This is a genomic window from Vibrio scophthalmi (assembly GCF_040869025.1).
GTDB classification, from domain to species: Bacteria; Pseudomonadota; Gammaproteobacteria; order Enterobacterales; family Vibrionaceae; genus Vibrio; species Vibrio scophthalmi.
This window is the reverse complement of the sequence record NZ_CP134271.1, coordinates 1705735-1725927: the sequence shown is the minus strand read 5'-3', so window position 1 is coordinate 1725927 and position 20193 is coordinate 1705735. Positions and strand designations below refer to the sequence as shown.

The 20193-nt window shown below is 46.6% G+C and carries 19 protein-coding genes; 7 read left to right on the top strand and 12 right to left on the bottom strand.

Going from position 1 to position 20193, the window contains the following annotated elements:
• Positions 1–31 precede the first annotated feature (31 nt).
• Positions 32–1441, top strand: a complete 1410-nt coding sequence (locus RJD38_RS07865) for an amidohydrolase (RefSeq protein WP_367971447.1) — start codon at positions 32–34, stop codon at positions 1439–1441.
• 94 nt (positions 1442–1535) lie between these two features.
• Here RJD38_RS07865 and motX read toward each other — a convergent pair whose 3' ends face one another.
• The 7 genes from motX to kefG all read right to left on the bottom strand — a co-directional run bounded on the left by motX (position 1536) and on the right by kefG (position 8346).
• Positions 1536–2171 (bottom strand): flagellar protein MotX, encoded by a 636-nt coding sequence (gene motX, locus RJD38_RS07860; protein WP_005597141.1) that lies wholly within the window; start codon positions 2169–2171, stop codon positions 1536–1538.
• A gap of 335 nt (positions 2172–2506) precedes the next feature.
• Positions 2507–3823, bottom strand: coding sequence for an adenylosuccinate synthase (locus tag RJD38_RS07855; protein WP_367971180.1), 1317 nt, complete (start codon positions 3821–3823; stop codon positions 2507–2509).
• A 137-nt stretch (positions 3824–3960) separates the two neighbouring features.
• Positions 3961–4902 (bottom strand): isoaspartyl peptidase/L-asparaginase family protein, encoded by a 942-nt coding sequence (locus tag RJD38_RS07850; RefSeq protein WP_367971179.1) that lies wholly within the window; start codon positions 4900–4902, stop codon positions 3961–3963.
• A gap of 136 nt (positions 4903–5038) precedes the next feature.
• Positions 5039–5617 (bottom strand): peptidylprolyl isomerase, encoded by a 579-nt coding sequence (gene slyD, locus RJD38_RS07845; protein WP_367971178.1) that lies wholly within the window; start codon positions 5615–5617, stop codon positions 5039–5041.
• A gap of 87 nt (positions 5618–5704) precedes the next feature.
• Positions 5705–5899 carry a YheV family putative zinc ribbon protein gene (locus RJD38_RS07840; RefSeq protein ID WP_009386384.1) on the bottom strand — a complete coding sequence of 65 codons (195 nt, stop codon included), beginning with the start codon at positions 5897–5899 and terminating at the stop codon, positions 5705–5707.
• 58 nt (positions 5900–5957) lie between these two features.
• The gene (gene kefB / locus RJD38_RS07835; RefSeq protein ID WP_367971177.1) at positions 5958–7754 is read right to left on the bottom strand and encodes a glutathione-regulated potassium-efflux system protein KefB; all 1797 of its coding nucleotides are present in this window, start codon (positions 7752–7754) and stop codon (positions 5958–5960) included.
• Positions 7738–8346, bottom strand: coding sequence for a glutathione-regulated potassium-efflux system ancillary protein KefG (gene kefG, locus RJD38_RS07830; RefSeq protein WP_367971176.1), 609 nt, complete (start codon positions 8344–8346; stop codon positions 7738–7740). The genes kefB and kefG overlap by 17 nt, the downstream gene beginning before the upstream one ends.
• Before the next feature lie 135 nt (positions 8347–8481).
• Between kefG and RJD38_RS07825 the strand changes: the two genes are divergently transcribed.
• The 6 genes from RJD38_RS07825 to crp all read left to right on the top strand — a co-directional run bounded on the left by RJD38_RS07825 (position 8482) and on the right by crp (position 14067).
• Positions 8482–10401 carry an ABC transporter ATP-binding protein gene (locus RJD38_RS07825; RefSeq protein WP_367971175.1) on the top strand — a complete coding sequence of 640 codons (1920 nt, stop codon included), beginning with the start codon at positions 8482–8484 and terminating at the stop codon, positions 10399–10401.
• Positions 10401–10892, top strand: coding sequence for a TIGR02444 family protein (locus tag RJD38_RS07820; RefSeq protein ID WP_005597155.1), 492 nt, complete (start codon positions 10401–10403; stop codon positions 10890–10892). The genes RJD38_RS07825 and RJD38_RS07820 overlap by 1 nt, the downstream gene beginning before the upstream one ends.
• 5 nt (positions 10893–10897) lie before the next feature.
• Complete coding sequence (locus RJD38_RS07815; RefSeq protein WP_367971174.1) at positions 10898–11872, top strand: hydrolase; 975 nt, start codon at positions 10898–10900, stop codon at positions 11870–11872.
• A gap of 42 nt (positions 11873–11914) precedes the next feature.
• The gene (locus tag RJD38_RS07810; protein WP_005597157.1) at positions 11915–12127 is read left to right on the top strand and encodes a YheU family protein; all 213 of its coding nucleotides are present in this window, start codon (positions 11915–11917) and stop codon (positions 12125–12127) included.
• Positions 12128–12321: 194 nt separating this feature from the next.
• On the top strand, positions 12322–13191 hold the full coding sequence (locus RJD38_RS07805) for a phosphoribulokinase (protein ID WP_367971173.1): 870 nt from the start codon (positions 12322–12324) through the stop codon (positions 13189–13191).
• A gap of 243 nt (positions 13192–13434) precedes the next feature.
• Entirely contained in the window at positions 13435–14067 is a 633-nt protein-coding gene (crp, locus tag RJD38_RS07800; protein WP_005597159.1) for a cAMP-activated global transcriptional regulator CRP, read from the top strand.
• 219 nt (positions 14068–14286) lie between these two features.
• On the opposite strand, the gene RJD38_RS07795 is transcribed toward crp, so the two are convergent.
• The 5 genes from RJD38_RS07795 to RJD38_RS07775 form a co-directional block, all read right to left on the bottom strand.
• Positions 14287–15078: a DUF1338 domain-containing protein gene (locus RJD38_RS07795; RefSeq protein ID WP_367971172.1), complete on the bottom strand. Its 792-nt coding sequence runs from the start codon at positions 15076–15078 to the stop codon at positions 14287–14289.
• A 110-nt stretch (positions 15079–15188) separates the two neighbouring features.
• Positions 15189–16646, bottom strand: coding sequence for a succinylglutamate-semialdehyde dehydrogenase (gene astD / locus RJD38_RS07790; protein WP_367971171.1), 1458 nt, complete (start codon positions 16644–16646; stop codon positions 15189–15191).
• A gap of 25 nt (positions 16647–16671) precedes the next feature.
• Entirely contained in the window at positions 16672–17691 is a 1020-nt protein-coding gene (gene astA, locus RJD38_RS07785) for an arginine N-succinyltransferase (protein ID WP_005597162.1), read from the bottom strand.
• A gap of 60 nt (positions 17692–17751) precedes the next feature.
• Positions 17752–18966, bottom strand: coding sequence for an aspartate aminotransferase family protein (locus RJD38_RS07780; RefSeq protein ID WP_367971170.1), 1215 nt, complete (start codon positions 18964–18966; stop codon positions 17752–17754).
• Positions 18967–19459: 493 nt separating this feature from the next.
• On the bottom strand, positions 19460–20038 hold the full coding sequence (locus tag RJD38_RS07775; RefSeq protein WP_009386395.1) for an aminodeoxychorismate/anthranilate synthase component II: 579 nt from the start codon (positions 20036–20038) through the stop codon (positions 19460–19462).
• Positions 20039–20193: the final 155 nt, after the last annotated feature.

Below are 20193 nucleotides of genomic sequence, written 5' to 3'. Positions count from 1 at the left end.
AACTTCCTATTCCCCCTTTTTAGGTTTGATTATCTCTATGAAACGCACTCTATTAGCTACTGCGATTGCAAGCTTAGGTCTATTCTCTGCTTTTTCTCAAGCAGCAGAACAAGCCGATCTGATCATCACTGATGCCATGGTTCTGACCATGAACCAAGACAAAACCGTTTACGAAAACGGTACAGTGGTTATTAAAGACAACAAAATCATCGCAGTCGGCGATGAGTCGTTAGAGAAAAAATACCAAGCGGATAACGTGTTGGATGTGGATGGCGATATCGTTATGCCAGGCCTTATCAATACACACACCCACGTGTCAATGACCGTCTTCCGTTCACTTGCGGATGACGTGCCAGATCGCCTACATCGCTACATCTTCCCACTAGAAGCGAAACTGGTTTCTCGTGACATGGTGCGTATTGGTGCCAACCTTGGTAACGTTGAAATGCTAAAAGGTGGCGTAACCACTTACGCTGACATGTACTACTTTGAAGATGAAGTAGCAAAAACCGTTGATAAAATTGGTATGCGAGCGATCTTAGGTGAAACCATCATCAAGTTCCCTGTTGCTTCTGCGAAGAACGCCGATGCAGGTATCGATTACACGCTGAACTTCATTGAACAGTACAAAGATCACCCTCGCATTACACCCGCTTTTGCCCCACACGGCCCATACACCAACACCACTGAAACACTGCAGAAGGTAGCAAAGCTTTCTCTAGAGAAAGATGTCCCTGTGATGATGCACTTGGCAGAATCAGACCGTGAACAACAGGTGATTGCAGAGCGTTCAAACGGTCTGTCACCAGTGGCTTACATGGATAGCATTGGTGCCCTAAACAAAAACTTAGTCGGCGCACACATGATTCTGGTTGATGAGCATGACATCGAGTTGGTGAAAAAATCAGATATGGGTGTTGCACACAATATGAGTGCGAACATCAAATCAGCTAAAGGTGTTTCTCCTGCGCTGAAAATGTATGACGAAGATGTGCGTATCGGCCTAGGTACTGATGGCCCAATGTCTGGTAACACGCTAAGCACCATCGACGAATTCAACCAAGTCGCCAAAGTTCATAAGCTAGTGAACAAAGACCGTGCTGCTATGCCACCACTAAAAGTCATTGATATGGCAACCATGGGCGCAGCAAAAGCACTGCACATGGAAGACAAAATTGGTTCTCTCGAAGTTGGCAAGCTGGCGGATATCATCGTTATCGATACCAAAGCACCTAACATGGTTCCAGTTTACAACCCATACTCAGCGCTGGTTTACTCTGCAAACTCAGCCAACGTGCGCCACTCAATTGTGGATGGCAAACTGCTGATGAAAGACCGTCAAATCCTAACGGTAGACGAAGACCAAATCCGTAAAGAAGCACTTGAGTTTACCGATGTGGTGCGTAAAACGGTTATCGAATCAGGTGAAGTCGTTCAATAATCCCCTGCTTTCAGATAACAAAATGCCCAGCAATCGCTGGGCATTTTTGTAAATGCAGGTTTAACGTCTATGTGGTGTTCGATTTTGCGCTACGTTACCAGAAAGTCTCACGGCGCTTAGCGCGGGCAATGATGTTCTCAGGCATGCGCTGCTCTAAGCCGGTACGTAAACGGGAAATACGTTTGTATTGACGCTGATCGGCGGTCACTGAGTTATACAACCAACGATAAGCATCTTCATAATCTAACGGGCTGCCATAATCACGCAGTAGTAATTCAGCCAAATGGATACGCGCATTTAGGTTACCCATTGCCGCTGCTTCACGTAGGTATGGGATCGCTCGCTCTTTATCTTGCTGTACTAGTGTACCGCGTGAGTAGTAACGACCAAGCTGCTCCAATGCGGTTGGTAAGCCCTGATGGGCCGCATTTTCCATATAGTAAAGACCGAGCTCGACATCTTGATCGACACACACACCCCACGCCAACATATCTCCGTAAAGAAATTCATACGAAGGTAAGCTAATACGGGTTGCACGCGCGACAATATCTTCCACCAATTGGCAGTTGTCTGCTTTCACTCGTTCTAAATGTTTATTCTGTTCGATCAGTTTAATAAGTTCAGCTTCGGAGTAGATTGGCACTGGCTCACCAATGTCAGTTGCGTTTGCAAAACTGAATGATGAACTCAATACCAGCATCAACGAAGCTGCTACTGTTCGTAGCTTCATACCTGCACTCTTTGTTGAATCCGACACCCTACCTTCGCCAATCATAGACGTAATTAGCATTATAGGCAGGTTCGATATTTGTATCGGCAAAAACAAAAAACTCTTTAGACAAAAATTGCCGTAAGTTGGCAATAGTTTGCCATAGGGTGATGAAAAATCCATCACAACGGCAAGCGTCATGGAAAGAAAGGAATCAAGTTCACGTTGTTATTTCCACCATTAACTCGTGAAGATAAGAGCAAGTGATGTGGCAGGATAGAGAAAGCAGAAAATAGCAGATATAAAAAAAGCCGACACTGAGTGTCGACTTCTTTTCAATCAATAACGCTTATCGATTAAGCTTCAAATGGGTGAAGCTTGATGATGGTTTCGTTACGATCTGGGCCAGTAGAGATGATGTCTACTGGAACGCCAGTTAGCTCTTCAATACGCTTGATGTAATCTAGAGCCGCTTTTGGAAGCGCATCGATAGATTTAGCACCGAAAGTATTTTCAGACCAACCAGGCATTGTTTCGTAAATTGGCGTCGCTTTTTCGAATGATTCAGCAGCCATTGGCGAAACTTCTAGTACAGAGCCATCGTCCATCTTGTAACCAGTACAGATTTTTAGCTCTTCTAGGCCATCTAGCACGTCTAGTTTAGTTAGACAGAAACCAGAGATAGAGTTGATTTGGATTGCACGACGCATAGCAACAGCATCGAACCAACCAGTACGACGTAGACGACCAGTCGTTGCACCAAACTCATGACCAACAGTACCCAAGTGTTTACCCACTGGATCTTGCTTGTCTAGACCATCGTAAAGTTCAGTCGGGAATGGACCTGAACCAACACGAGTACAGTATGCTTTCGCGATACCTAGGATGTAACCTAGGTGACGAGGACCAAAACCAGAACCTGCAGCAACACCACCAGCAGTCGTGTTAGAAGAAGTTACGTATGGGTAAGTACCGTGGTCGATATCAAGTAGCGTACCTTGTGCACCTTCGAACATGATCTTGTCGCCGCGCTTGCGTGCTGCATCTAGTTCGTCAGTTACGTCAATAACCATTGAAGTCAGTAGTTCAGCGTAGCCTTTCGCTTGCTCAAGTACTTCTTCGTAGCTTACTGCGTCAGCTTTGTAGTAGTTCACTAGTGCGAAGTTATGGTATTCCATTACTTCTTTTAGTTTTTCTGCAAAAGCTTCCATATCGAATAGGTCGCCAACGCGTAGACCGCGACGAGCAACTTTATCTTCGTAAGCAGGACCGATACCACGACCAGTCGTACCGATTGCTTTTTTACCGCGTGCGATTTCGCGCGCTTGGTCTAAAGCAACATGGTAAGGAAGAATTAGAGGACATGCTTCAGAAATGAAAAGACTGTCACGTACTGCAATGCCGCGCTCTTCAAGAGGCTTCATTTCTTTAATTAATGCGTCAGGTGATAGAACTACACCGTTGCCGATAATGCATTTAACATTATCGCGAAGGATACCTGATGGAATTAAGTGAAGTACGGTTTTTTCACCGTCGATTACAAGTGTGTGACCTGCATTGTGACCGCCTTGATAGCGAACCACGTATTTTGCATCTTCAGTTAAAAGGTCTACGATTTTACCTTTACCTTCGTCACCCCATTGGGTGCCTAGAACGACTACGTTATTTCCCATCTTTCCAAGTCTGATTGCTAGTTAAAAAAGGATTCTAGCACTGAATCCGCTCTCTTGCAGTCATTTTTTGGTCATACCGGTGTCACACAGAATTAAACGATTGAGCAGCCAACGAATCCGGTGACATAACAACTCTATCACTCGTTGGCAAAGATTTTAATACTAAGCTTGCCTTCAATATCGATACTTGCGCGATACATACCAGCGCAATTGAGCGCAAAGTGTATCTCTCCTTGCTTATCGATCGCGATCACTCCGCCTTCACCACCAAGCGTTTTTAACTCACCATGAATGACTGTTTCACTGGCGGTTTTGACATCTTCCCCTAGGTAGCGCATGCGTGCGGCAATATCACTGGCGACCATTTTACGGATAAACAGCTCACCAACACCGGTGGAAGAGATCGCCACATTGCCATTTTCAGCTAAGGTTCCCGCACCAATTATTGCGGAGTCCCCCACTCGTCCAAAACGCTTGTTGGCGATGCCTCCGGTACTTGTCGCCGCCGCTAAGTTGCCTTGTTGATCAAGCGCGACCGCCCCAACCGTGCCATGTTTATTGTCATCAGGATAACTTGCTTCCGATAAGGCACTGTCACCTGACTCTTTAAGCGCCATCAGTTGGTCGTAACGGCGATCGGTAAAGAAATAATCTTGTTCCGTAAAAAGATGGCCTTGCTTGAAAGCAAACTCTTCTGCCCCCTCACTAATCAAGAATGCGTGGGCGGAGTGATGCATCACATCGCGCGCCAACTCCACCGGATTCTTAATATGACGAACCCCCGCGATCGCTCCGACCTGCATTTGTAAACCATGCATAACCGAGGCGTCCATTTCAACCATCTCTTTGGCGGTGAGCACCGAACCTTTACCCGCATTGAAATGCTCTGAATCTTCCAACACCTTAACCGCAGCCACAGCGGCATCAAGCGCATCACCGCCCTCGGCTAACATTTTATGGCCCGCATTCACAGCTTGCGCTAACGCGGCGCGGATATCCGCTTCCAGTTGTGCACTCATCTGCTCGGGTAAAATGGTGCCCGCTCCACCATGTACGGCAAGGGCAAATGGAAAACTCATTTCACTATCCTTCTCAGTAACTTAACCAAGTTGTTTGACTGAATAACTGACTTAATCCGATAAAAAAGGCGTCGCTTGTTTCCAAGCAACGCCTCTTCGTCGATTTATGATGATCTATAAAGATCTCATCACGCGATTAGTGTGAACCACAACCGCCGCCACCGCAGCATTCGTGATCATCACCTTTATCTTCGCCGCCACAACAGCCACCTTCATGGTCGTGATCGTGGTCGTGACCACCACAACAACCGCCACCTTGGTGGATATGGCCGTGAGCAATCTCTTCTTCAGTTGCTTCACGAACTGCGACAACTTCAACAACGAAAGTTAGTGTTTGGCCAGCAAGCATGTGGTTACCATCAACCACAACTTCGTCGCCATCTACTTCAGTAATTTCTACTGGGATTGGACCTTGGTCAGTATCCGCTAGGAAGCGCATGCCAACTTCGATTTCATCCACACCTTGGAATACGTCTGCAGGAACACGCTGAACAAGCTCATCGTTGTGCTCGCCGTATGCATCTTCAGGGGCAATAGTTACTTCGAATTTGTCGCCAGCAACTTTACCTTCTAGCTCATTCTCAAGGCCAGTGATTAGGTTGTTGTTACCGTGTAGGTAATCTAGTGGCGCATCAACAGTTGATTGATCAACGACTGCATCTTCTACTTTCAGTTGGTACGCTAGGCTTACGACTACGTTCTTTTCAATTTTCATAATTGCTCCAAGGCGATTAGCTCCCCATATCAAAGGGAGAATAAAACAATAACCCTGCTATTATGGGGATGAATTCGAGAAACTCAATCAGTCCGGTTTAAAAATGCCGATCATTTGTTCACTCTGGTGTTCACTTTTGTCTACAGACTCTGGCTTGCGTTGATCTTGATGACCGCAGTCGACGCACTCTACCAGCTCAATATTATTCTCTATCCACCAACGTAACGTGTCTTGTTGCTGACACTTAGGGCAATTAGCGCCTGCGATAAATCGTTTCTTCATGTCACTCTCATCAAATCATTAATACATCGAGATTCATGGCTTAAAGGCGAACGGCACTTTAATCCCAGAAATGCTTACCTTGCTTATCGTTTTCCATCTCACGGCCAAAGATCTCTTCCAGCTCTTTACGTGCTTCTTTGGCTCTCAGTGCGAGTTGCTTATCTTCATGGTGCTGCGGAAGGAGTTCCTTCAACATCGCGTTATCAAGTTTACGAAAGTGCGCTTCAGAGCGTTGCGCTTGGTATGGGTGCATGCCTAGCTCAATCAAGGTGAGTTTGCCAAGATCGAGCGCACCAAGAAACGTTTCACGCGAGTACTTATCAATGCCATGGCTGAGCAGTTGGTACGCCTCAACGCGACTGCGAGCACGAGCTAATATTTTCAAATGAGGGAAATGCTGCTCGCACAACTCGACGGTTTTCATAATGTCGTCAGGCGAATCAGTACAAAGGACAATTGCCTTCGCTTTATCTGCTCCTGCGGCACGCAATAAATCAAGCTGCGTCGCATCACCATAAAACACCTTGTAGCCATATTTACGTAACAGTCGAATTTGGCTGGCATCACTTTCTAAAATGGTTAGCTTGATCTTGTTGGCATACAACAAGCGCCCGACGATCTGACCAAAGCGGCCAAAACCCGCAATAATAACGCGCGACTGCTTATCAACCACATCGCTATCAATGCGTTCCTCATCATCAAAATTGAGCCTTTTTGCGTACCATTTTTTCTGCCCCATCAGCAGCAGTGGTGTCGTCACCATCGATAAACTCACGACCACCAGCAAAAAGGCGGTTTGTTCTGTGGTTAAGATGCCTTGCGATAGTGCGGCGGTAAAAATAACAAAAGCAAATTCACCACCTTGACTGAGAATCGCCGCAATACGACTACGCGACTTGGCACGACTGCCGTAGAGTCGTGCAAGAAAATAAAGGGTATAGGCTTTCAGCATCACCAACGCGATCACACAAGCCAAGATTTTGAAAGGGTGCAACGCTAGCAAACCAAGGTTGACCGCCATACCGACAGCGATAAAAAACAACCCGAGTAATAGGCCTTTAAACGGCTCAATGGCAATTTCAAGCTCATGGCGATATTCACTCTCCGCCAACAGCACGCCCGCTAAAAATGCGCCCAGCGCCATCGATAGCCCCAGCTGTTTCATTACCAATGCAATACCGATCACCAGCAGCAAGGCCGCGACAGTAAATAACTCTCGCACCCCACTCATCACCACATAACGAAAAAGTGGTCTCAGCAAAAAGTGACCACCAATCAAGAGCGCTGTGACACCGACCAACATCCATAAGCCATCTAACCAGTTGCCACTGGTGTTACCAGCCAATACGGGCAATAACGCTAACATTGGAATTACAGCAATATCTTGAAAGAGCAAAACGGCAAAACCAGACTGTCCGGTTTCCGTCCCAGCTAATCCCTGCTCATCAATCACTCTTAATGCAATCGCGGTCGAAGAGAGCGCCAGCCCCATGCCGATAACGAGACTCATCTGCCAAGTAAAACCAAATAGATACACAAGGCCGGCAATTAAGGCCGTAGTAATCAGTACTTGCGCACCACCGAGGCCAAGGATAGGCCCTCGCATTTGCCACAGTTTTTTCGGGTTCAGCTCAAGGCCAATTAGAAACAGCAATAACACTACGCCAAATTCAGCAAAATGAAGGATGGCATCGACATCGCGAATTAAACCCAACCCCCACGGTCCAATGGCGACACCCGCCAGTAGATAGCCGAGTACAGACCCTAACCCTAATCGTTGCGCGAGAGGCACCGCAATAACTGCAGCGGTTAAGAAGATTGCACTGCTTTGTAGAAAATCACTTTCCAGAGCCATGGTCACCTCCCTGCGATAAGGATGAATCATGCAGCAATGGATCATTCAACCACTGGCGATAGTGCTCCGCATGCTGATAGCGTTCCATGTCGGAGACATTGCGGGCCCAATAGAGCACCAAGGGTTCAATCCAATGCATGCGACACAATGCCGCGGTTAATTCAAAAGGTTGCAGGATTTGTTCAAGCGGGTATTTGTTGTAGCCGTGCTCACCAAAAGCATCTTCTTTACCGCCAGTAGTAATGACACTGCGCCAATACTTACCTTGCAAGGCACTTTCATTGCCGTAGGCAAAACCTTTGCCCAATACTCTATCGAGCCACTCTTTCATCAGTGCCGGACAAGAATAAAGATACATAGGGTGATGGAAGACAATGACATCGTGTGCCAAGAGCAATTCGTGCTCGGCATTCACATCAATAAAAAAGTCTGGGTAGCGAGCATAAAGATCGTGCACGGTAACGTGCTCAAGTGAGGCAATTTTTTTTAGCATCACATGATTAGCGATAGAAGTGGAGGACTCCGGATGAGCGTAAACGACTAATACTTTTGCTTTCGCTGCTTGTGGCTTCGGAGTGGCTGATCGATTCATTCCGTGAACAACTGCCTTTATCATTTTCGTTATCAATTTGTTATACGCGGTTGACGCTGAAAACGCAACGATCGACTTTTCCGGTTAATCCTCCTACTATGCGTGGCGAAACGATTAAAGATAAAGCAAAGTACTATGATCACCTTTTCTGACATTCAACTCTTACGTGGTGGCAAGCCATTACTTGAGAACGCTTCGGCTACCATTCACCCCGGCGATAAGATCGGTTTGGTGGGTAAAAACGGTTGTGGTAAATCAACCTTATTCGCTCTGATCAAAGATGAGCTATCCACTGATGCGGGTAACTTTAGCAAACCGGCGCATTGGGAATTGGCATGGGTGGCGCAAGAAACCCCTGCACTTGACCGAACCGCGCTAGAATACGTCATTGATGGCGATCGCGAGTACCGCTCTCTAGAGCAACAATTGGTGGACGCCGATCTCGCTGATAACGGCACTTTGGTGGCGGAACTGCACGGTAAAATTGAAACCATTGGTGGTTACAGCATTCGCGCTCGTGCCTCGGAACTGCTCGATGGTCTAGGCTTCCGTCAAGAGCAAATGAGCTGGAACTTAACCCAGTTCTCCGGTGGTTGGCGTATGCGCTTGAACCTCGCTCAAGCCCTACTTTGCCGTTCAGACCTATTACTGCTCGATGAACCAACCAACCACTTGGATCTTGATGCGGTAATGTGGTTAGAACGCTGGTTGCAAAACTACCCGGGTACTCTCGCGTTGATCTCGCATGACCGTGATTTCCTTGATCCGATTGTTAACCGCATCATTCACGTTGAAAACCAACAATTGAATGAGTACACCGGTAACTACTCTTCATTTGAGTCACAACGTGCGCAGAAATTAATCTTGCAGCAAGCAATGTTCCAGAAGCAGCAAAAGCAGATGGCGCATATGCAAAGCTATATCGATCGCTTCCGCTACAAAGCATCAAAAGCGCGCCAAGCGCAAAGCCGTATTAAAGCTTTAGAAAAAATGGAACAAGTGCTGCCAGCACAATTTGATAACCCATTTAGTTTTGAGTTCCGTGAACCTGATGCACTACCAAACCCAATTATGATGATGGATGAAGTTTCTGCAGGTTATGGTGATAATCTGATCTTAGAAAAAATTCGTCTTAACCTCGTGCCGGGGAGTCGCATTGGTTTGCTTGGTCGAAACGGCGCCGGTAAATCAACCTTAATCAAATTGCTCTCAGGTGAATTGAATCCACAAGGTGGCGAGCTAACCTACTCACAAGGCGTGAAAATGGGTTACTTCGCACAGCATCAATTGGAAACATTGCATCCAGAGGAAACACCTCTGCAGCACATGATGCAAATTGCACCTAAGCACACTGAGCAGCAGCTGCGTGATTACTTAGGTAGCTTCGGCTTTCAAGGCGATAAAGCGCTAGAAAAAGTCGCCCCATTCTCCGGTGGTGAAAAAGCGCGTCTGGTTCTGGCCCTGCTGGTATGGCAAAAACCTAACCTATTGTTACTCGATGAACCAACCAACCACTTGGATCTCGATATGCGCCAAGCTCTGACCTTTGCCCTGCAAACATTTGAAGGCGCCATGGTGATAGTTTCGCACGACCGTTACCTGCTGCGCGCCACGACTGACGATCTTTACTTAGTGCATGATCGCCAAGTCGCTCCGTTTGATGGTGACCTAAGCGACTATTACAAGTGGCTGACTGAGCAGCAAAAAGTCGAGCGCCGCGAAGCACAAGCAGAGCAACCGGTAAAAGATAACCAAAACAGCGCAGCGGCGAAGAAAGAACAAAAACGCCGTGAAGCAGAGTTTCGTACTCTCACCGCGCCACTGCGTAAAAAGCTCACCAAGTTAGAAGAAACAATGGATAGACTTGGCCAAGTGATTGCACAGGCGGAAGAGCAATTGAGTGATAACTCTCTGTATGATGCCGAAAATAAAGCTAAACTTACTCAAGTACTCGCCCAGCAAGCCAGTGGGAAGTCAGAGCTAGAAGAGACAGAAATGGATTGGATGGCTCTACAAGAGGAGCTTGAAGTGATGGAACAGGAGTTCAATAGCTGATGAATAGAGAGCACGTACCCGTTTCGCTAACACTAGAACGTTTATGGCAATTCAGTTTGCAGTACTACAGTGTCCGTGAAGTGAAGCAGGCGTGCTTAAATTTACAGAATCAGTTCAAAGGCAACGTGAACCTGCTATTGTTACTCAAGTGGCTTGATGAACAACAAGTCACGATTGCAGAGCAGGACTGGCACAAGGTCGAAGAATGCCTTGGTCGTTCAGAAGCATTACTCAATAGCTTTCGGGAGCTAAGACGCAAACTCAAGCAGCCACTGGCCGATACACTCTATCGCGAAGCACTGCAATTTGAGCTGCAGTTGGAAAAACAGCAACAGGCCGACTTGGTCGATTGCGTAAACCAACTCTCATTGCACAATGCGGATGAACAATCGCTTACGCTACGTTACTGTCGTCAGTTGGGTGGAGAACATTTGTACTCCACCTTTGCACACCCTTTTGAACCTGATTTGGATGCAAGAGAAAGCGACTGACGCCTATGACTCATTTTACTGCTGCCAGCGGGATTTCAAACCCGCACCTTCAAACTCTCGCACCACGCTTCATTCGTAAAAAAGCGTTGTTTGAGCCGATTTGGCAAACCCTTGATACCCAAGATGGTGACTTCCTCGATCTAGCATGGAGTGAAGATAGCCAAACAACAGCCGCGCAAGAGAAACCCCTGTTTGTGTTGTTTCATGGACTTGAAGGCTGCTTCTATAGCCCTTATGCCAATGGTCTGATGCATGCCTTTGCCAAAGAAGGCTGGCTATCGGTGATGATGCATTTTCGCGGTTGCAGCGGTAAGCCCAATCGTCTACCACGCGCCTACCATTCAGGTGAAATCGAAGACGCGCGTTTTTTCTTAGAGTACCTCAATCAGCAATACCCTAATCGAGTCAAAGTCGCGGTTGGTATTTCTCTTGGCGGTAATATGCTGGCCAACTATTTAGCCCAGTACGCCGATAATCCGCTCTTGGATGCCGCTTCCATTGTGTCTGCCCCGCTCGATCTATCCGCCTGTTCTGAGCGCATCGAACAAGGCTTTTCTAAGATCTATAAAACCTACCTACTGCGTTCTCTCAAACGTAATGCACTGCGTAAACACCACCTGTTAAAAGGTGAGTTAGGGCTGACTTATCAATCAATCAAACGAGTCACCAAATTGTATGATTTTGATGATTTGATCACCGCACCGCTGCACGGATTTCAAGATGCCGATGATTATTATCAGCGTTGCTCTGGGATTCATCGCCTACAGCAAATCAAATTGCCAACCCAAATCATTCATGCCAAAGATGATCCGTTTATGACCGATGCGGTCATTCCGCATTTTGTCCTACCGGAGAATATTCACTACCGCCTATTTGAAAAAGGCGGACACGTGGGTTTTGTCACTGGCAGTGTCATGAACCCCCGCTTTTGGCTGGAAGAGATGCTCCCCGCTTACTATCAAGCACTAAAAACGGCATAATCGAGCCTCACCGATACAAGGTCATAGAATAAAGAGGTATTTATGATTGTTCCTTGGCAGCAGATCGCACCAGAAACACTGGAGAGCTTGCTTAGAGAGTTTGTTTTACGAGAAGGAACAGACTACGGCGAAATTGAAATCTCAGTACAAGATAAAATTGATCAAGTTAAGCAGCAACTTGAGACAGGAGAAGCGGTCATCGTTTTCTCTGAATTGCATGAAACTGTCGATGTGCAATTACGCCACAAGTTCTAATGGTTCGCTAATAACGAAACCGAACTGAGTCCGCAGTTCTAACCGAGTCTTTCCCACGAAGAAGATGCGAAAAGGTTAAATTATGTTATATTGATGCGTCCAAACTGTAATGCTTTTCGAACTTAACATGCTTGTCATCGACAAAGGTTAAGTTCGAGTAATCACAGGAACGTTATCACTAGACAAGGTTTGTCATGTCAGCAAAGCATCCGATCATTGCCGTCACCGGTTCCTCTGGCGCCGGAACGACCACCACTTCTGAAGCCTTTCGTAAAATGTTCAATATGATGGACATCAAGCCTGCATGGGTGGAAGGCGATAGCTTCCATCGATTTACTCGCCCAGAAATGGATGTAGAAATTCGTAAAGCACGCGAACAAGGTCGTCATATTAGTTACTTCGGCCCGCAAGCTAATGACTTCCCCGGCTTAGCCGACTTCTTCCACCAATATGGCCAAGATGGCAGCGGTAAGATCCGTCGCTATCTACACACCTTCGACGAAGCGGTTCCCTACAATCAAATGCCAGGCACATTTACGCCTTGGCAAGACCTGCCAGAAAACAGTGATGTGCTGTTCTACGAAGGACTGCATGGTGGCGTGGTGAATGGGGATATTAATGTCGCCCAGCATGTCGACTTTTTGATTGGTATGGTACCTATCGTTAACCTTGAGTGGATTCAAAAATTTGTTCGCGATACTCGTGATAGAGGTCACTCCAAAGAAGCGGTGATGGATTCAATCGTGCGTTCGATGGACGATTACCTCAATTACATCACCCCACAGTTTTCACGTACCCATATCAACTTCCAACGTGTGCCAACCGTTGATACTTCAAACCCGCTAGATGCGAAGGGGATTCCAAGCTTAGATGAAAGCTTTGTTGTAATCCGCCTACGTGGTTTTAAAAACGTTGACTATCCCTACCTATTAGCAATGATAGATGGCTCGTTTATGTCGCGTCATAACACCTTAGTTGTGCCTGGCGGTAAAATGAGTTTTGCAATGGAGTTAATCGTCAGACCGATTCTTCAGCAATTAATCGAAACTGGAAAAATTGGCTAAAAATCAGCATTAGAACACGATTACTTTTCATACCGTGATCATGTGCACGTTTTTGCTTAGGAAATAGTCTCTCGGACCCGATTAAAATCAAGAAATCGTTCCGGAAAAAGGATACTATTTGAAACCGAAACACAAGATAGCTTGCAGCACTCATTTAAGTGCTCCTAGCCTAGTTATCCCGATTTCGGGCCCAGCTAAATTATGGAAAGCAGCAAGCGTACCCTGCAGAGGAAGTGAGATATTATGGTTCTAGGTAAACCTCAAACCGATCCAACATTAGAGTGGTTCCTTTCACACTGTCATATTCATAAGTACCCATCAAAAAGCACGCTAATCCACGCGGGCGAAAAAGCAGAAACTTTGTACTACATTGTTAAAGGTTCTGTTGCCGTACTTATTAAAGATGAAGAAGGTAAGGAGATGATCCTTTCTTACCTAAACCAAGGTGATTTCATCGGTGAGCTTGGTCTATTTGAAGAAGATCAAGAGCGTACCGCTTGGGTTCGTGCTAAATCTCCTTGTGAAGTAGCGGAAATCTCGTTCAAAAAATTTCGTCAGTTGATTCAGGTAAACCCTGATATCCTAATGCGTCTGTCTTCACAGATGGCTCGTCGTCTACAAGTGACTAGCCAAAAAGTAGGCGACCTAGCCTTCCTAGACGTAACTGGCCGTATTGCACAAACGCTACTAAACCTAGCGAAACAACCAGATGCAATGACTCACCCAGACGGCATGCAAATCAAGATCACTCGTCAAGAGATCGGTCAGATTGTTGGCTGTTCTCGTGAAACCGTTGGTCGTATCTTGAAGATGCTGGAAGAGCAGAACCTAATCTCTGCTCACGGTAAGACTATCGTTGTTTACGGTACGCGTTAATTCACATTGAATTAAGCAAGATTTATAAAGCCACCTTCGGGTGGCTTTTTCTTTTCGGGAACTTGTCATCCTCAAGAGTGAGGAACGAGCGAGTTGGGGATCTCTCTTTCCACAACGAAAAACAAGATTCCCTACTCGCGCTAACACGCTCTATGGAATGACAAATGTAAGGCTAGTGCTTACAAAGCCTGTTTTAACATCCATCGCAATAACATACTGTTACCCGTTAGTACTCTCAAAGATCTTATCTGCAGAGGCGGCGACGAATCCACGGTATAACTCACCATTGGGCATCGGATAACGCTTGGCAAACTCATAAAAACCACCAGGCAGCAACACCACGCCATCATCAAATTCGACCTGTACTTTATCGGCCATGGTTGATGATTGCTCTAGCAGTACTTCAGGTGAACCTTTGACTTCCCCACCCGCTTGGTTAATGACAAACCCCACTGACGACAGATGATCATTCACCTGTTGAACCTCATCAAACTGCTCAAGTTGATTGACACTGACTGTGAAATGATTCGCGCCATAACCATGAGCCGCCAACCAAGCCGCATATTCACTCTCTTCGGCCAACAATAAATAATCGTTATGGCTCAGTTGCCAAGGTCGACCTGCATATAGAAAGGCTTCACCTTGCATCTCAGTTGGATTCACCTGTTCAACTAGCTTTTGCACAATCTGTTGCAACTGCTCTGAACATTCCTCCACTTTAAGTTGGCTAATGAATACCTTGGGTTGCGTGGTATCAGGGTGCTCATAATGCTTTGCCAGCAATTTTTTACTTTCAAACTGGTAATCCCCCGCCTCTTGATAACCCAGTTCAATAAAAGGTTTCGCCAATACTTCTAACGCGACAGGGGAAAGGTTAAAGGTACGTAGAGCAATATGGTCGTTGATCAATGGCTCGTTGCGTTGCAATAATTTGTGGACGTTTCCAGCTGACGGGCATAAGCGTGCAATATAATCATTCCATAATGATTCAAACAGTCGTTCTGGCGTCATAACGCCTCCTTGGAATTATTTTTGTCTCGATATTCTTGGTAAGGATTATTAGTGTAGTAAAAGAAAAGGCCAGTGGAGCATTTTCTCTGGCCTTTTCGATGGTCGGTTAATTACAGTGATAAGCCCGGGCTCAATGTCTCGGGAAGTTCGGTTTGTTCCCCTTCCACCGAGGCCATCGGATAAGCACAATAATCAGCTGCGTAGTAAGCGCTTGGCCGTAAATTTCCCGACGCTCCTGGCCCGCCAAATGGTGCATCACCGCTCGCGCCGGTTAGCGGTCGATTGCGATTAACGATGCCAGCGCGAATATGTTCCACAAAATAGGCCCACTCACTCTCTTGGGTTGTCACCAATCCTGCTGATAGACCAAAGCGGCTATCATTTGCAAGCTCCACCGCTTGCTCTAAGGTTTGATAACGGATCACTTGCAGGAGTGGTCCAAAGTATTCTTCATCAGGTAGCGATGTAATCTCGCTGACATCAATAATACCCGGTGAGACGAACGCAGCATCACCTGCGGTGGCTTCGACTAAACTCACCCCACCCAATGACTGCAAGTTAGCTTGAGCCGCCAAAATAGCCTGCGCGGCGGCTAAAGATATCTGTGAGCCCATAAAAGGGGCGGGGTCGGCAAATGGCTCATCCATGACGATCTTTTTCGTCGCGCTGAGTAACTTATTCAGCAACACATCACCATTTTCACCACTAGGAAGGTAAAGTCGACGCGCACAAGTACAGCGCTGACCAGCACTAATAAAGGCCGATTGAATAATGGTATACACGGCCGCATCCACATCACCATAGTGAGGTGAGATGACCATCGGGTTATTACCGCCCATTTCCAATGCCAACATCTTGTCCGGTTGTCCGGCAAATTGACGATGGAGCAGATGACCCGTATTCGCACTCCCGGTAAACAACAAGCCATCAATACCTTTAGATTGGGCTAACGCCACTCCGGTCTCTTTCGCGCCTTGAATAAGATTAATCACTCCATCTGGCAGTCCTGCTTTTTGCCATAGTTTGATCATAAACTCCCCCGTCGCCGGAGTTTGCTCAGAAGGCTTAAACACCACCGTATTACCAGCGAGTAACGCTGGGACGATATGACCATTTGGTAAGTGGGCCGGAAAGTTATATGGGCCAAAAACGGCCATCACGCCAAGTGGTTGGTGGCGCAGTACGATTTGATTCCCTGCGGCTTCACGTTTCTTCTCGCCAGTTCGCTCATGGTAAGCACGAATCGAAATAGCGATTTTGCCCGCAACGGCCGCCGCTTCTGTTCGGGTTTCCCATAATGGCTTACCAGTTTCCAGCGAAATCATTTCTGCAATCGACTCGGAATGATGTTTCACTAACTCGGCAAAGCGTAATACCAGCCTCTCGCGCTCACTAAAAGGCGTCTTCCTCCATGATAAAAACGCCTCTCTTGCGGCGCTTACCGCCGCATCAACCTGAGCGACAGTGGCGCTATCACTTTGCCAAATCAGCTCGCCGTTATAAGGGCTAATTGAACTCATCGGTTCACCCTGTCCGGCGATCCATTGTCCTGCAATCCAATGTGACATAACCAATTCCTTAGAGTCTGTAGCTTTATAGGGGAAGCAAACGCACGTTATCGCCCTGCTGTACTTGCAAGGCATTGGCGACATCACTGGAGATAATCACCGTATCTGTTGCTTGATCAAACGCGGCTTTCACTGCGACCGCGCGAAATTGTTCAAATGAGGTATTACTGATCAAAAAATCTTGTGCACTGGCGTGCTGATCAATATGCACTTTGCCGCGAAATGAGTGACGTACCGATTCAATATTTTCACGATCACATTCCACGCTAGGGCCACCATCAAAGATGTCGACATAGTTACGGCAGGTAAACCCTTCCTTTTCTAGTAAGCGTAAAGCGGGCTTGGTGTTGTCATGCACTTGGCCGATCACCGCTTGCGCTTCTTTACTCAATAAGTTGACGTAGATGGGGAGTTTTGGCATTAGGTCGGCAATAAAGCCTTTCTTACCAATACCTGTTAAGTAATCGGCTAAGGTAAAATCAATCGAAAAGAAGTGTTCTTGCAGCCATTGCCAAAAAGGGGAATTGCCCTCTTCATCGGAAACACCACGCATTTCGGCAAAGACTGTTTTAGAGAAGCGATGGGGATGTTCAGCCATCATCAGAAAACGGCATTTCGACATCAATCGACCATTATTGCCACCGCGAAATTTAGGTCGCAAAAATAAGGTGCAGATTTCACTACAGCCAGTGTAGTTATTACCAAAGGTCAGCAACTTCACCACATTGTTGACCCCGAGCTTCGGCGAGGAGTGAACGATGGTGCTGATGTGGTAAGAATAGAATGGCACATCCCAACCGATCGCCGCTTCAATCCCTGTACAACCAGCAACTTCACCGCTAGCACTATCAAAGCCAACCATCAGGTAGCCTTCATCGCCCGGTTCACTCACATTCGGTTTAGCAAAGCTGTATTCAGAGTGGGTAATTCGGTTGGTCAACAATTCTTCATTGACCGGAAGTGATGTAAAACCGTGACCGGATTCCACTGCACAGGTATGCAGCGCATCATAATCTGACATAGCGATAGGACGAACAACCAGCATCGATACTCCCTCCTGATGCTTGGGAGGTTAACCTGATGGCTAACCTCACCTCTTGCGATATTATTGAACTAGTGAAGCGATCGCTTTCTCCAGTTTTTCTAATCCTTGAGCAATATCTTGGTGGCTAATCACCAATGATGGGGTAAAACGCACCACATTTGGCCCTGCAACCAACACCATCAAACCTTGTTCTCCCGCAGCCACGAGCACATCACGCGCACGCCCTTGCCACTGTTCATTGAGCGCAGCACCGAGTAGTAACCCTTTTCCACGGATTTCGCTAAATATTGGATACTTATCATTAATCTTAGCCAATCCTTGACGAAATAGCGCTTCACGGTCCGCCACGCCCGCTAGGGTTTCCGGCTGGCTAACCACATCCACAACCGCTTCTGCTACTGCACAAGCAAGAGGGTTCCCCCCATAAGTTGAGCCATGGGTGCCCACTTTTAGGTGCTCAGCCAGTTTAGTAGTGGTCAACATCGCACCGATAGGAAAACCACCGCCAAGTGATTTAGCGGTACTTAAAATATCTGGCGTAATGCCTAAGCCTTGATATGCATAAAAGTGGCCGGTACGTCCGTTGCCCGTTTGTACTTCATCGAAAATCAATAGTGCGTTGTGCTGCTGACAGACCTCACGAACCGCTTGAACAAACTCCTCACTCGGTTCAATGATGCCGCCCTCACCTTGCAAAGGTTCCATCATAATCGCACAGGTACGCGACGAAACATGCTGACGTAGCGCTTCAACATCATTGTATGGAAGGTGAGTAATGTCGCCAGGTTTTGGGCCAAAGCCATCGGAATAAGCTTCCTGCCCACCGACAGTTACGGTAAAGAAGGTGCGGCCATGAAAACCCTGTTTAAAGGCAATGATCTCTGATTTTTCGGCACCATACACATCAGCAGAATAACGGCGAGCCAATTTTAAAGCCGCTTCATTCGCTTCCGCGCCCGAGTTGGCAAAAAAGACTTTATCGGCGAAGCACAGATCGGTCAGTTTTTTTGCTAAGCGCAAAGCAGGCTCATTGGTCATCACATTGCTAAGGTGCCATATTTTCTGCCCTTGCTCGGTTAATGCTTTCACCATTGCCGGATGGCAGTGCCCCAAACAACTCACCGCGATCCCGCCAGCAAAGTCGATATACTCATTACCTTGCTGATCCCAAACGCGCGCGCCCTCGCCTTTTACTGGAACCATCTCCATCGGGCTATAACAAGGCACCATCACCTCATCAAATAAATCGCGTTGTACTTGCATTTCTTCCGTCATCGCACATTCCCTCTTAATACCGCAGCCAATGTCAGTTAGGCATATCACATCTACTAATAAGTATAGAAACCAGAATTTATATTGCACATTGACCAATACGGCATTGTATTTACATTTAATTAACCTTTTCAATAGTGGTTTATGCTTTTTAAATTCAATACAGATCAAGTCGCATCACTATAGATGACTATTTATGCACCACAACGGCGAAAGAGAGAAGCGATTTATTATTATGCTTGCTATAAGCAGAAGTTTAATCGCAGTTGATAGGATTAGTAGAATAGAAGTGATGCAAGGTGGAACCGCTTCACGAGGCGACTAAGTGATGGCGCAAAATACCGCAACACAGTGGCGAAATAACCGCGACATAACGAATAGTTTTGCAGATTAATTAGATAACGGCGATGACGGCAACAATGTTAAGAAAGGTGATCCACCTCTGCCTTTAACCGCATCTCGGACAGCAACAAAGTAGCCATAATTTACTGAGTGATTAGCGAGCGAGGAAGTTTGCCAACAACTGGTGGCCTTGCTCCGTTTTGATGGATTCTGGGTGAAATTGCACCGCATCAATCGGCAAGGTTTTATGTTGATAGCCCATGATTTCATCCATGCTGCCATCTTCATTCTCAGTCCAAGCCGTCAATTCAAAGCAATCCGCTAGTGAGTCAGCTTTGACGACTAATGAATGGTATCGTGTGACCGTTAGCGGATTATTCAGTCCTTGAAAGACACTACGGCCAGTATGGCGAATCGGTGAGGTTTTACCGTGCATCACTTGTCGTGCTCGAACTACTTCAGCACCAAATACCTGAGCAATCGCTTGATGTCCAAGGCAAACCCCTAAAATCGGCAGCTTACCGGCAAAGTGTTCTATCGCAGCTAATGAGATGCCCGCTTCATTGGGTGTACATGGGCCAGGAGATATCACCAGATGGGTGGGTTGCAAAGCTTCAATGCCAGCCAAATCAATTTTATCGTTTCGCACTACCTGCACTTCTGCGCCAAGTTCGCAAAAATATTGGTATAGGTTGTAGGTAAACGAATCGTAATTATCGATGATCAGCAACATGACAGAAATACAGCTCTCCACTTATTGGAGGCGTATTGTGCAATAGTGCGCCACAAAGGCAAAGTAAAACTTATCGTCTGCCGATAGACGACTGATGTGGATCATATAAAAAGGCCAGCATTGCGCTGGCCTTAAATATTCATGAATAGACTGAC